Origin of the sequence: Gottfriedia sp. NPDC057948, assembly GCF_042887255.1 — a bacterium.
Classification (GTDB): Bacteria; Bacillota; Bacilli; order Bacillales; family Bacillaceae_G; genus Gottfriedia.
On the sequence record NZ_JBHVPN010000014.1, the window covers coordinates 49773 to 63963 of the forward strand.

Consider the following 14191-nt stretch of genomic DNA (forward strand, 5'->3'; position numbering starts at 1 on the left):
AACAATATTTTATTTTAGCAACTCACTTGGTCTCTTCCATTATGCTTTGATCTGTATAATGCCTGATCAGCTTGCTTAACTAACTTTAAGTAATCTTGTTCAGTTTCAGCAATTAATGATGCTACACCAATGCTTAATGTAACTAGTTTTTTCTCTGATTGCTCATGTTCAATCTTTAATTTTTTTATATTTCTACATAATCGATTACCTATTTTAAGTGCATCATTCAGATCAGATTTCGGTAACAAGATTGAGAATTCCTCCCCTCCATACCGTGCAACAATACCTGATACACTTGTCGTTTCTAATTGCAAACTAGTTGCTACTCTTCTTAAGCATTCATCACCTTTTGGGTGACCATATAGATCGTTATATTTTTTAAAATGATCCACGTCGATCATTAATAATGTCATTGGTATGGATGTATCATAGGATTTGGAACATCCATTTAAAAGTTGTTTTTCAAAGTATCTACGGTTATATAGTCCAGTTAGACTGTCAACATTTGCGATATTTTCCATTATCTTTAATTTTATTACTGTATTACGTGTTTGATAGGCTATAAAGTAACTTAATAATAATGCTGGAACAAACATTAAAATCCAATACCCAATCGTTTGAAATAACCTTCCAAATACAATCTCACCAATCGGTTTTAACATCCATTTTTCTATTAAATAGAAACTAATACATCTAAACAAAATGATAATAGTAGTCAGTACAAGAATTCTTTTCTTTTCATCCCATTTTTGATAATTCATATAAAAACCAATAAATAAAACAATTAATAACAAAAGTGAATCAATTAGGTAAACATAGTTAAATCCTTTAATAAAATAAAAAGCAATAATATCGAAGAAAAACATAGTCACTAAGGTAATATTCCCAAAAAAGATCGCTGCAATTTCCATTCCAAGAGCTCTAATTTGAATATTTGTTCCATGATCTGTGAAAATCGGGAAATTTATTAATACAATCGTTAATACACTCAATAGAATCCCGATAAAAAATTCTTGAAATTTCGATTTCCCTGCAAACCTTTGTCTTGCTTCTCCCCATAAGATGGAAGAAGTTAGATAAAAAAAACTAATGATGATTGTATGGGTTATGAAAATATTTTTAAAAAGCATAATCCCTCCAGGAATTACCTTAAAATAAATACAATTGTTTTTAAATTATTAAAGAAACTGATCTATGGATTAAATTATCTTATACTTAACTTTTCCGTAATATTATTTTAACATACTTATTCAATCGTTTGTATACAATTTTTATACAATGTTCTTAATTAAAAAAGACGTCTATCTGTCTAACAATGACCTTAAGACGTCCTTTTTTAGTTCCATTCACGTTTTAATAGTTCTTCTAGCGAAACATGATCTATTCAACAATTCCTGTATGAAGTATATCTAAATTAACCTTTACCTTAATTTTTGCACTAGAATACTGTTTACTCCATTTTTTCTCATCAAAGTCCCTTTGATGCGCTTCTAACTTTGAGCCGAAACCAATTGGATCTACATTATTTTTTTGAAGTAGTGATATAAGATCCTGTGCATTTTTTTCAGTATCCATTTCAATTGCTTTACTAATTTGTTTAATATGTTTTGGAAGTACGATTGGTTTATCTCCAGTATATTCTTGAATTCTGGCATTCATTTTCAAATGAATAGTAAACTCTGGTTTTCCTTTTTTGATTTTGATATCAAATTTACTTTTAGATTTTATATTATCGATTGCTACATAATCCCCATCAATTTTGAACTGATGTAATCCTTGTTTATAATTTTCTTTCAACCCTTTAAAAACGAAAGCATATTTCCATGGAATAATTGTTTTGAGTTTATCTCTTTTGAAAGTTGCAATGCCATTTATTTTAATCTTGTCATTTACTATTTTTAACACTGGTAAATACGGATCCTGCCCTACTTCAAAATATTGATAGACAAACGTTGAGAAATCGGTATAGGGAAATGGTCCAGACTCTGAATTGTGTACAAGGAGATCGTAAAGATATAAAGCTATGTTTTCATCTTTATACTGTTTTAATGAAAGTAAATCACTTGTTTCACCATCAACTATAGCAAATTGTACGATATTCCCCACGGCCGGATCTCGATTAAATGTATCAACAATTGGAAAAAAACCTTTTTTGGCTAAAGCCAGACTGTATGTAACAACCCGCATCTGACCTGACATTAACCGATACCTCATTTGACTATCTAATCTTTCCCGTATTTTTTTTATTGATTCTCCATTTGCAGAAGACACTTTATATTCGATCTGTCCAGATGGTCGAAACACAGGAAAAACAACAGTCCCTTTCAGTTGATTTGGTTTTGGAAGGTCGAACCCAGCTACTTCAATAATATTAAGTTCATTCACATTCGCAGACGGTACAAGTGCACAGCCATTTAAAAATAATGCAATACAAATAATAAAAAATAGAAGGTATTTTTTCATTTTGCTTTCCCAGACTTCGATATCATAAAAATGATTGAAAAAAGTGGTATATAAACATAAAAAATGTATAGAGAAATTCTACTAGTATAATCTGTAAATGCATTAATTTGATATCGAGTTTCAAGTACTTGACAAACGATAAAACTAATTATGCTAACCAATATTAATGTATACTTTTGCTTCCATTTAAAAATTAATTTTAAGCCTCTACTTGAGCTCCATAATAATAGAGCTAAAATTGAAATAACCTTAATTAAAAAACTAGAAATTAGTATATATTCAAATCTTTCTAAAAATGGAAAATGAATTAATTTAGCTATATAGATTCTCGCCCAGATTACATGTTCAATTTGTTTTTCACTTAAAAGTAAAAATGTTGTAAAAGCTGATAAAGTGAAGACTAAAGTTGAAAAAGCGATTCCCCAATGAGCATACTTTTGAGAAGAATTTCCATTCCGAATAAACGGAAACACCATTAGTAATATTTCAAACCCTGCCATTGTATAGATTGTATTTTTTGCAGACAATAACAAATCTTTAAACGAATGATCAAGAATAGGTAAAATATTATCCATATGAACATATTTATGTGGCAAATGAAATAGTAAAGCATAAAGTATTGCCGTAAAAATTCCAGAAAGAAATGCAATCCCAACTACTACACGAAACCCACCTGATACAATATAGTAGCATAATAATAAAATAATACTCGATAATAGCCACGTTGATATAGACGGAAACATCCAAACTTGAACGATTTCAATATATAATCTTAAAACAGATATTGCTAAAATTAGATAATAGATTAGAATAACTAAACTTAAGATTGATCCGATAATATTACCAAAAAATTGCTTATGCGCATCAATAATATCTCCTTGTGCCTTTGTTAACATTTTATACATAAACCATACAACTGCATTAACAATAAACCCAGCAATAATTACACTAATCCATGCATCATAACCAGCATCTTGTGCGATGAGTCGTTGAAACCCTAAAACACCTACGCCTATTTGAGAGCTTGTAATAATAAAAAATAGGAGATACGGTGAAACTTGTTGTCTTCTATACGATGCCATTAATAAATCTCCCCCTTTTTATTCATCAAAATCACTCGGTGGACCTGGACGTTTTATATCATTTGTTGCACGAAAACGTGTAGCTGGTCTTAAATTCGTAGGTCTTTTTTTCTGCTTTGCAAATGGTAATCTGATCCACAAATCATTAAATGACGTTTTCCTAAACGGATACGTTCCAATATAGGGTCTTCCTAAAGAGGTTAATCGGAGCAAGTGCGTCATTAAATAGATAAAGCCCATAAAAATCCCTAAAAGCCCAATTAGCTGAGCCATTATGATGACTGGAAACTTTATAAATCGAATCGTATTGTTAAATTTATAGATTGCAGATGTGTAGGATGCAAGTGTACCAAGTCCTACTAAGATTAAGAGAATATTACTCGTAAGCTTAGCTTCTACAACAGCTTGCCCAATTACAATACCACCAACAATACCAAGAGTTTGTCCAATTTTTGATGGTAATCGAAGTCCAGCTTCCTTTACTAACTCGATCGTAAGTTCTAAAAATAACACCTCAAAAATTGGAGGAAATGGTACAGATGCTCTAGATATGACTAATGATTCAAGTAAGCGAGGTGGAATTAGCTCATAATGATAGGTCAGAACTGCAACATAAAAAGGCGTTATAAATATCGAAAGTGCAAAACCGAATATTCTTAGCAAACGGAAAAATGTAGCAAGTTCCCAATTGACATAATAGTCTTCCATCGCGATAAAAGTCTCATCTATTAAAGCAGGAGTCAGAAGAACATTTGGAGAACCGTCCACAACAATGGCGATTTTCCCTTCAGTTAAACCTCCGACTGTCCGATCAAGTCTTTCAGTTGGAATCGATTGTGGAAAAATAGAATGCGTGTTATCACCAATCATAGACGAAATAAATGAACTATCCGGAATATGATCATATTGGATATCTTTTATCCTCTGAGTAACTGTATTAACATTTTCATCATCAGCAATTCCACTTATATAGATAACAGCAACACTCGTTTTTGATAGCTTCCCAACTACCAATTCCTCGATATGAAGATCAGAAATTGGTAATTTATTTCGAATTAAATTGATGTTTACATCCATATCTTCTACAAATCCAACTTGCGGACCTAAAGTAGTAGCTTCCATTATAGGAGGACCAATCGTTCTGGAAACATTATTCGATATATTAACAAGTAAACAATCAGTTATATTCTCACCATACTGAATTGCCATATAACCTTTTAGCAATTTGCTTTTGATTTTAGAACTATCTGAAGTAATCGTAAGTTGTTGAACTGGAACTTGAGACATCAAATCTTCAAGAGTATAATTCTTTGTCAAATATGGAAGTATTTGATCATGCATGATCTGAGACCTAATTAATGTTCGGTAAAAATAAACACTATAGTAACTATCATTCTGAAGATCACTTGAAGTTTTAAATTTAATAAAATCATTTGATTTCGATAATTCATCAATCCAATTTTCTTTTGAGGAATCTTTTTTCATACCATCTTTATAAGTTCTCATACCATTCCCCTATTTTGATTTTATTTTATCATTTGAATTGGGGTTGGAAATTATTCTAATAAATGGAAGAAAAATACATCGGTTAATTAATTAAACATTAAAAAGTTGGTATGTAAATTTAGGTAAGAATCAACCTATATAAATAATAAAATCCACTTAAGTTCCTTTAAAAAATAGAAATATTTTTTTATAAAGCTTATCAATTGGATTTTTAATGTATACTATTAAGGATTAAATAAGAAGATCTTTTATGAAACAGTTAATACATTTATAGTAGGAGAATAAAATGGCAAAAGAGAAAACGTTAGAACAAATTGCATATGAAAAATTAAAAAGTTTGATTCATTCAGGTGAGTATCAAACTGGTATGCATTTGAAGGAAACTGCACTTGTATCTGAATTACAAATGAGTAGAACACCGATTAGAAGAGCACTTGGAAGACTTGTATCCGAAGGGTTGTTATCACACAACAACTTTCATGGAACGACTGTTACATATACTCATTTCACATTAAATGAAATTATTAATATGATTGAAATTCAATGGTGCTTTGCTGTATTTTGTGTAGAAAAATCCCAAAGGAAGCATACTCCATTTAATGTCAAACTACTTAGAGAAATTACTGCCTCTATGGAAAAAGCATACAATCAAGATGATGCCCATCATTATCACCGAGGGTTAACAGAGTTTTATAAAACATTCTTACTAAATTCTCAAAACAATTTAATCATCGAAATGCTTGATCAACTATGGAAGAGGTTTACTGAAGAAGCAACATCATCTAATGTATTTAATGTAAGAAAAAATAGAATTCCAAAGACAATAGAATTATATACTTCTCTTGTTGATTGTGTGGAAAAATCTGAATTTGATAAAGCGACTGAAATTTTAACTCAACTGAAAGAAGAAGCATTTATGGATTTAATGTTTTAATGTAAATTCAATAAAAAACATCTAAACCTTTTAAGGCTTTAGATGTTTTTTTATTGATTATCGAGAATTAACTAATAAAAATATTTTTGTATACAATTTTTATACTTAAATTAATATACCTTTAACTTATTTACTTCATAATTCTTTAAACATCCGCATATTTCTTTTATCACTTTGATTAATCTGATTAGATATTTCCCTTTATTTCCATATAATTGAAACAATTATTTTTCTATACTATTTAATCAGTTTTATTGTATACTTTGTGTATAATATTAGTTCTTTCTTAGAGCTAAAAGAAGATTAGTAAAAGCTGTGGGACAATACATTAGATTTGTTCGTATAGTGAGTGGATTAATAAAAAATCCCTACTCTTGTTTAGCTGCACATTAAAATAATACTAGAAAGTAGGACGGTGAATTACTTGCCAAATAATATAACCCTAGAACAAAAAGCATATGAAGAAATCAAAAAATTTATAATCCAAGGTAAATATTCTCCTGGAACATATATAACTGAAGCATCATTAGTAAATGATTTGAACATGAGTAGAACCCCGATCCGAAGGGCTCTTGTCAAACTGGAATCAACTGGTTTGGTTAAACATTTTAAAAACCAAGGATCAATGGTGCAAGATATTCAAATCACAATGATCGATATCGTTAATTTTTTAGAATATCGTTTATTTTTAGGCATTGGAAGCATTGAAAAAGCTAAAAGGAAAATGCTTGATTTCCCAATAAATGAACTGAATGAATGCATTCAGTTATTGAAAAATGCGGTAGCTAATGAAGAGCATGATGTATATTTTGAAGAAGCAAATCGCTATCATAATCTTATTTTACAAACGAGCCAAAACGATTTAATGATGGAAACGATTGGGGCTTTACAAAATAAATTTGAGATTATTGCAAGTAAATATTATTCCTATAGAAGAAGTTCAGTTGAAATTCATATTAAGCAGTACGAAGAATTAACTAAATTTTTTGAAGAAAAAGATTATGACCAAGCATTGAAACAGTATAATGAAATGATGAAAGAAAAAATACAATCATTATTTTAAAAATATGAAAAAGCCTTATTCTTCACTTAGAATAAGGCTTTTTCAATGAAACTAGTAATTAAGTAGAACACCCTAACAACTTAAGCTGTTACATCTCGTTTTGAAAATACAACTAATGATAATCCTAGGAAAATAACAAAATAGACTAATAGCATAAAAACTGAGAATGTCATTGTCATCCCTTCAACTGGTGGAGTACCATTTACGTACTGCATTAAATTTGTATTGGCAAATAGGATAAACTTTGTCCAGTCAAAGAATCCAGCCAAAATAACAGTTACCGTATTTCCGACTGTTAATAGTAAAATTGAAATACCGATCGCAATTGTATTGTTCCTAAATACTGTTGAAACCATAAACGCCATCGTAGCAAGCATAAATGTTTCGATGAAGCTCATTACATAAAGCTTTGCAGAATAAACAAGTCTACTTTGCTCTTCAACATGGCCATCAACATATGCTAAATATGAAGTATTCCCACTTCCTGTACCAAAAAGTGCTAAACCTAATAGATTCGAAACTATAAATAAAATAAATAACATCGCAAAGCCAAATAGAATACTAGTTAAATACTTTGACATAATGATTTTTTTTCTAGAAAACGGACGGATTAGTAATAGCTTGATCGTACCCCAATTAAATTCACTTGCCACTATATTAGCAGAAACGATAATCGTAAATAGTCCTACTAATATAATTAAACTTGATGAAACATCCATAAAAGTCCAAACATTCGTCTTTTCATTTGGTGATATATTATGATCGATTCTGTACTCATTAATTGCAATTGATCGTTCTAAAAATTGTCTTTCTGGGTCATTTTTATCACTTATACTTTTTAATTGTTTTTTATCTTCTGCTGTTTGTACTTGTAATGTTTGCTTCCAATTCTGATCTGCATTTTGCTCTTTTTGATGTTCATTATATTTTACAAATGAACCCATAGCTCCTACAAGTAAAATAATAAGAGCAACCATCACGATTGTACCTGGTCTTTTAATAATCTTTATCCATTCATTTTGAATCAATTTTAACATGTTCTAAGTTCCTTTCTTTTTGAAATTCTAAAGCACCAACAAACTAAAGAGTTGTTAAACATTCGTAATTTCTAAGAAACGATCTTCCAATGTTTTTGCATTTGCCTTAAATCCGTATACACGAATGCGATTTTCGACTAATAACTCAATTACATTCGGTACATCTTCTCTCGTTAATTCTATATGTATTTCGCCATCAACTAACTGAGCATTATGTTTAGATAATACTTTAAGCGCAGTTTCATTATTATTCACTTCAATTGAATACGTTTGGACATCTTCAGTTGTAAGCTCTGTAACTGTTTGTACATCTACAAGCTTACCTTGTTGAATAATACCAATTCGATCACACATCATTTCCATTTCTGCTAATAAGTGACTCGATACAATAATGGCCATCCCTTTTTTCTTTGTAAGCAGCTGCAGGTGATCTCTCATCTCACGGATACCCGCTGGATCAAGTCCATTCGTAGGTTCATCAAGAATTAAAACCTTCGGATCATGCAATAAGCATTGAGCTAAACCAAGACGCTGTCTCATTCCAAGAGAATACGTTTTAACCTTTTGACGAATAGCCCCAGATAAACCAACAAGATCAACAACTTCATCAATTTTCTCTTTAGTTACATTCTTATCCATACGAGCATATTGCAGTAAATTATCATAACCACTTAGAAATTTATACAATTCTGGATTCTCTACAATTGCCCCTACATTCTTAATTGCTTCTTCAAAGTTGGACTTAATACTATGACCATTAATAACAACGTCACCTTCAGAAATATTCATCAAACCAACCATCATCCTGATTGTCGTCGTCTTACCAGCTCCATTTGGACCTAAAAATCCAAAAACTTCGCCTTCAAAAATATCAAAGCTTAAATCAGAAACAATCTTCTTCCCTTTTATTTCCTTTGATAAGTTCTTAATTTGTACAATTGCCTTTTTCATTTCGTCCTCCTTATTTCCAATATTTTCTATATTTCTAATTCTATTTTAACAAAACTAATTTAAGAGCAAAACGGTCTAAAGTCTGAGTTTGTTAAAAATTGGAAGATATTGTTACAAGAATATGAAAAATATTACATATTTCACTGTTTTGTAACTGTTTTCAGAATTATTTTATTTTAAGTTTGTTAATGTAGAAAGATGAAATATAAGAGGAATCGGCTTTGTTATCTAATAAACATTTTTGTAGATTTTCAAATAGAAAAGTGAGGAAAAATGAGAATTCTATTCAAAGTAATCATTGGGTATTTAATTTTAGATTTCATTATAAGATTGGTTTTGAAGCAAAAATACAATAGAGAAATGTACTATAATTTCAATTTCCATAATAAATCGCAAAAGATCATACTACATACCATTACATTACTATTTGGTACGCTCATCTTTTTTAATACTTTCTTTAATTACCCATCTTTAAATCCAATTATTTTGGTTTTCATTCATGGGATGATTAGATGTGTGTTTGTAGGTTTTTTTGAACAAAAATATGATAAAGGAAATAAAGAATATATATTTGGTTATTTCGGTAGTTTTTCATATTTTATTCTTACTATATTAGGAATACATTTGATCTAAAAATAAAAATAGCCTTAACCCTTTAATATGGGCTAAGGCTATTTTCTAGGAAATTAAGATTGTTTAACTTTTTGAAATTGGATCCAAAATTTTATACTTTCTGTGGTTGATTACAGTGTGATCATGGTCGTAATAATTTCGATGGTTACAATCATTTCTCATATCTACAATTACAGAGTTTGAAAGGACCTTTGTGACAATTCCTTTTACAGAATTCGGTTTAATCTCTTTTACTTTATCCTCTTTAGGCATAAATTCGATTTCGTCACCTGGTCTTACATAATATTTATTCATTGTTATGATTGTTTTATTATTTTTGCACATATGTTTATCACCTTTTTACTTTTATTTAATATTACAAAAATATCTGAATATTCAAAAGTGAACTGGATACTAGATTTCATCGTGACGGTGTACCTAAAAATCATTGTATAAACAGTGCTTGATAACTAATGTTTTTTTTATTTTATTGGGAATATTTTACGCGAAAGTTTAGGGACAATTAACAGGAATTAAAAACTAAAAAAATATAATCCTAGGATAATAGGAATAAAATTAGTGATTGTGGATTTTTTGGTTTTATATGAAAAAATGTGAAGTACAAGATATAAATATACATATTTTTATACATACCAGGAATTTTCCCAATACCGTCCCCTACATATTTATGAGATAATTTTTGAGGAACTATATAGGCCGTTCATTTGAATAAGAATAAGAACTCTATATTTTTGCTCGAGGTGATTAGATGAAAAAAGTAATTAATAATAGTTTACTCGTTGTTTTTTGTTTATCGGGATGCGCAGCAAGTAATGAGAAATCAATAGAAAAAGTAACTAAACAACCCATTTCGGTGGAACAGCCAATTTCAGGTTTGAAGCATACACAAGAACCAGAAGTGATGACGAACGATCGCCTTGGAATAATCGACATCAAGCCATATAATCATGGGTTTGAGTTAACTGGTAAAGCAACCTTACGAAAAGGTGAGCACATTACAGCGGTCGTGGAAGATGGAGCAACTGAGGTAGAATTGGGCGATTATGCTGTATACTTTGATGATGGTAAAGATGATTCCTTCTTTCTTTCTACATACGAAGGATTAGCACCAAATAAAGCGTATGTCGCAGAGATTCGGATTACATCAAGTCTTAATGAAACCATAGATTCAGAAACGATTGCTTTCCGGACGACAAACATTTCAAGCAAACCAAAAGGAGTCAAGGATGTATCATATTCAAAAAATAATGAAACGGCTAGCATTCAGTACACTCGATTAGGCGATCCGAACGTTAAACAAATTCATTTCGAAGCAATTGATGGGTCATACAAAGCTATAACAAAATCAAATCAGGATGGAGTTGTATCAGAGGATCAATTAGAAGAAATGCCGTTTGATTATTCTGAAATCAAGGGGAAAACAATTCGGATTTATACAACTGATGGAAATAATAATAAAAGCTCGTTTGAGACGATCGACATCCCATAATAATCGTCTTTAACACTGCAATAAATGTGCACATCAGATGAAACAAAACCCACCATCTATTGGTGGGCTCGATTATATTATTTAACCAACGTTCTCAGTTAGCTTTATCTTTTTTGTAGGCATTCAAAATTAAATAATAAAATGATATTAATTTACTGTACGGCTCAATTCTTCATGAAGTCCGTTGCTAGCTAATTTATCCATATTTTGAAGCAGCGTTTTAACTTGTACAAAATCTTCAGTACGATCCAGTTCAAAGATTGCGAATAGATTGTTATTATTTTCTTTAGAAACCTTCATTTTGTATTTACGTTTACGGAATAGACGTTCTACCCTTGTTCCACGAGCTACAGGAATTCTGTAGGTGCCATTATTATAGACTGTACCTGCATCAAATCCATTATATGAAAAATTTGTATAATTCTCTGTAGGTTTAGATACATTGATGTCTAATTCTTTGTTAAGAATAAAATCTTTCAGTAGGTCTAGTTTAGTCAATATCAATTCCTCCTTAGCCACTAGTGGCTTCTCTTGTAGTCGGAAAGTCAACCTCTGAAATATTAAAGGTCAGAGCTCATATAGATAGCTCTTCTTCCTATTCAAATGATCATTTACCTCAAAATGAACTTGAATATGATTAATTTTATCATAATAGTCCAAAAATATATAATAGTAGCTATTTTGTTAATTTCGCAGCTCCATTTACTTTCAACTAATTTGACCAGGCTATTACATTGATAATCAAAAATCAGAAAGAAATATTCAATTCAATCGATTGCATCAACCAGATGATTATTTTATGTTCCTTTTCTACTAAACATAATTACTGAAGTTCTTAAGTTTTTATAAAATTATATTTCATACTTTGTAGACTTTGTATTAGAAGAAATCGAATGAGTTGAGATTATTCCATCTTTATTTACCTTAATTCCATGTAAAATCCCACCATAGGCAGCTGCCCCATCAATACAGATTTTCGTTTTACAAGGTGAATACCAAATATCAAATTTCCCCTCCGTCTTGTGAAGAATTGATGTTGGAGTATGGCCGAAGATAAATGTTTTATTTGTTTCATTTTTCCCATAATGAAAGTCATCGCGGATCCAGTAAAACTCCTTGTCTGTCGTTTCTTTCCAATCTTCTAAATTCAGATCAACTCCGGCATGAACGAATACATAATTTTCCCATTCAAAATACAATGGTCTAGATTTAATAAATTGTAGTTCAGATTCAAATTGCTCTTTCATCAATTGCGCTACTTCATTCGGACCTCTTTTATTTGTAATTTCAAATTTAAAAAATGAATTAATTGTTTCTAAGCCACCTTGTCCGTAATAATACGTTTGTTTAAACTCAGGTTGCTCAAGCCAGTCCAATAACATTTGCTCATGATTTCCCAGTATAACAACTGATCCGTATTCATTATCTAATTCCTGCGCTCTTATCAAAACCTCGTATGGATTCTCACCACGATCGACTAAATCTCCTAGTAGTACTAGCCTTTCATTATCTGGATTCCATTGTTTAAGTAATTTTTCTAATTCATTTATGCTTCCGTGTATATCTCCAATTGCAAAAACCGTATCCTTATCCATACATCCAACCCCTTCTGTAAACCTATTATTCCCACTAAATTATTTAAATAATATAAATAGTTTAACAAATATAAATTACTAAAGTAAGTTATCCCGTTTTATTGCTTTTTTACCTAATAAAATTTTATTTAAATGACCAATTATAGCTAGGATAGTTTTTTTTATCACAGGGAATAATGAAAAGGTAAAATTTTGGTAAAGGGGATTTTTGAAATGAGTAATGAGAATAAAGATTTAAATAACAGTGACTTTTTTATTGCAGATTTAACTAGTGATGCGAAGAGTAAGATTGAGACTTTGGAAGAGGAATTGGATATTACTTTGGTTGCTTATGATTGTAAGAAGTGAGTTTTAGATAATAAGGTAAAACGACTGCTATTTTAGTCAGTCGTTTTATTTTGGTAATTGAAGTTATTTTTTTCTTTTACAAAATAGAATCCTGTCCCATTTTCCTGTGGAACAAAACCTTGCTGTGCTGGACTATTTTCAACCATCTTTTGCTCGTTCACAGAAACAGTTGTAATGCTATCTCCACCACCAAATCCTTCAGAATAATTTTATTTTTCTACAATATGAACACTTTTTGAAGATCCGCTAATTTCACTTTTGGATCCCGGTTTTAAAAAGAAAATCAACAAAAAAACGATCACAATAAAAGTTAAAATAAGAAATAATATTACTCTAAAAAACTTCTCCATAATTCTCACCTTTCTTGAAATTACTATTTAAAACCATTTAAACCCCAACATATACTAAGTTAATCCAGAGTGATGAAACTAGAATTAAACTCAAACTAAGACCAATGTTGACCTTTTCTTTCCATCTCCTATCTGATGAAATGATTGAAATCAGAAAACTCAGCAAGCTTAATATAATACTAATGCAATTTAAAATTAAAAATAGATTGAAGTTGTTAAATCCGTTGAAGGTGACATTTAAAATGAAAATTGAGTAACTAAAGATAAGATAGTAGAAACTTTTCAAATTAACCCACCCCCGAGAAAACGTTCTGTTTTTTGATTATATTAACATATTAATTTCTGGTAAAATGTTCTAAATTTGAAAAATGTATGAAGTTGAACTAATTATTAACGTTTGTTCCTTAAATTGTAACAATTACTTATAATCTCGAAAGTACACCTTATCCCCAAGTTAAGTATCCTTGATCAAATTGTTGAATAGCTATTCTAGTAGAGGTGAATATTTTAATTCAGTCTTATTTACAAAATAGGAACATTTTCTTTTAGTTCTAATTTTATAAACTACATCTAATTAGTTTCAATTTGTGTGTGAGAAGTCTTTATTTTTGCGTTTAATTAAAGGTACTATTTCTAACAAAATTTATAGAATCTTGACTATAAAACAAAATTATCTTTTTTGTAACATTTTTCCAATATCCACCTTAATATTCCATGTTATTATTTTAAATAGATTTACT

14 protein-coding genes are annotated in these 14191 nt (G+C 30.2%); 5 read left to right on the forward strand and 9 right to left on the reverse strand.

From position 1 onward, the window contains the following. Window positions 1-14: 14 nt before the first annotated feature. The 4 genes from ACFVRR_RS18045 to ACFVRR_RS18060 all read right to left on the reverse strand — a co-directional run bounded on the left by ACFVRR_RS18045 (window position 15) and on the right by ACFVRR_RS18060 (window position 5051). Window positions 15-1130: a GGDEF domain-containing protein gene (locus ACFVRR_RS18045; protein WP_387331372.1), complete on the reverse strand. Its 1116-nt coding sequence runs from the start codon at window positions 1128-1130 to the stop codon at window positions 15-17. Between the two features lie 250 nt (window positions 1131-1380). Next, window positions 1381-2463 (reverse strand): Ger(x)C family spore germination protein, encoded by a 1083-nt coding sequence (locus ACFVRR_RS18050; RefSeq protein WP_387331374.1) that lies wholly within the window; start codon window positions 2461-2463, stop codon window positions 1381-1383. Then, window positions 2460-3545 carry a GerAB/ArcD/ProY family transporter gene (locus ACFVRR_RS18055; RefSeq protein WP_387331376.1) on the reverse strand — a complete coding sequence of 362 codons (1086 nt, stop codon included), beginning with the start codon at window positions 3543-3545 and terminating at the stop codon, window positions 2460-2462. Before ACFVRR_RS18055 ends, ACFVRR_RS18050 begins: the two co-directional genes overlap by 4 nt. A gap of 18 nt (window positions 3546-3563) precedes the next feature. Continuing rightward, on the reverse strand, window positions 3564-5051 hold the full coding sequence (locus tag ACFVRR_RS18060) for a spore germination protein (RefSeq protein WP_387331378.1): 1488 nt from the start codon (window positions 5049-5051) through the stop codon (window positions 3564-3566). Window positions 5052-5337: 286 nt separating this feature from the next. Between ACFVRR_RS18060 and ACFVRR_RS18065 the strand changes: the two genes are divergently transcribed. After that, on the forward strand, window positions 5338-5985 hold the full coding sequence (locus tag ACFVRR_RS18065) for a GntR family transcriptional regulator (RefSeq protein WP_387331380.1): 648 nt from the start codon (window positions 5338-5340) through the stop codon (window positions 5983-5985). 424 nt (window positions 5986-6409) lie between these two features. Continuing rightward, window positions 6410-7048 (forward strand): GntR family transcriptional regulator, encoded by a 639-nt coding sequence (locus ACFVRR_RS18070; protein WP_387331382.1) that lies wholly within the window; start codon window positions 6410-6412, stop codon window positions 7046-7048. An 80-nt stretch (window positions 7049-7128) separates the two neighbouring features. Here the strand turns inward: ACFVRR_RS18070 and ACFVRR_RS18075 are convergent, their stop codons facing one another. Further along, on the reverse strand, window positions 7129-8085 hold the full coding sequence (locus tag ACFVRR_RS18075; protein WP_387331384.1) for an ABC transporter permease: 957 nt from the start codon (window positions 8083-8085) through the stop codon (window positions 7129-7131). Window positions 8086-8139: 54 nt separating this feature from the next. Continuing rightward, window positions 8140-9036 carry an ABC transporter ATP-binding protein gene (locus ACFVRR_RS18080; RefSeq protein WP_387331386.1) on the reverse strand — a complete coding sequence of 299 codons (897 nt, stop codon included), beginning with the start codon at window positions 9034-9036 and terminating at the stop codon, window positions 8140-8142. Window positions 9037-9309: 273 nt separating this feature from the next. On the opposite strand from ACFVRR_RS18080, the gene ACFVRR_RS18085 reads away from it, so the two are divergent. Then, on the forward strand, window positions 9310-9669 hold the full coding sequence (locus ACFVRR_RS18085) for a DUF4181 domain-containing protein (protein WP_387331388.1): 360 nt from the start codon (window positions 9310-9312) through the stop codon (window positions 9667-9669). 63 nt (window positions 9670-9732) lie between these two features. Here ACFVRR_RS18085 and ACFVRR_RS18090 read toward each other — a convergent pair whose 3' ends face one another. Next, window positions 9733-9993: a DUF2187 family protein gene (locus ACFVRR_RS18090; RefSeq protein WP_387331390.1), complete on the reverse strand. Its 261-nt coding sequence runs from the start codon at window positions 9991-9993 to the stop codon at window positions 9733-9735. Window positions 9994-10417: 424 nt separating this feature from the next. Here ACFVRR_RS18090 and ACFVRR_RS18095 point away from each other — a divergent pair, with 424 nt between their 5' ends. Next, complete coding sequence (locus tag ACFVRR_RS18095; protein WP_387331392.1) at window positions 10418-11158, forward strand: hypothetical protein; 741 nt, start codon at window positions 10418-10420, stop codon at window positions 11156-11158. Between the two features lie 147 nt (window positions 11159-11305). On the opposite strand, the gene ACFVRR_RS18100 is transcribed toward ACFVRR_RS18095, so the two are convergent. Together ACFVRR_RS18100 and ACFVRR_RS18105 are read right to left on the reverse strand one after the other, a co-directional pair. After that, window positions 11306-11656 (reverse strand): hypothetical protein, encoded by a 351-nt coding sequence (locus ACFVRR_RS18100; protein ID WP_387331394.1) that lies wholly within the window; start codon window positions 11654-11656, stop codon window positions 11306-11308. A gap of 353 nt (window positions 11657-12009) precedes the next feature. Continuing rightward, window positions 12010-12753, reverse strand: coding sequence for a metallophosphoesterase family protein (locus tag ACFVRR_RS18105; RefSeq protein ID WP_387331396.1), 744 nt, complete (start codon window positions 12751-12753; stop codon window positions 12010-12012). Window positions 12754-12966: 213 nt separating this feature from the next. Between ACFVRR_RS18105 and ACFVRR_RS18110 the strand changes: the two genes are divergently transcribed. Then, window positions 12967-13101: a hypothetical protein gene (locus tag ACFVRR_RS18110; protein WP_387331398.1), complete on the forward strand. Its 135-nt coding sequence runs from the start codon at window positions 12967-12969 to the stop codon at window positions 13099-13101. The last annotated feature ends 1090 nt before the right edge of the window (window positions 13102-14191 follow it).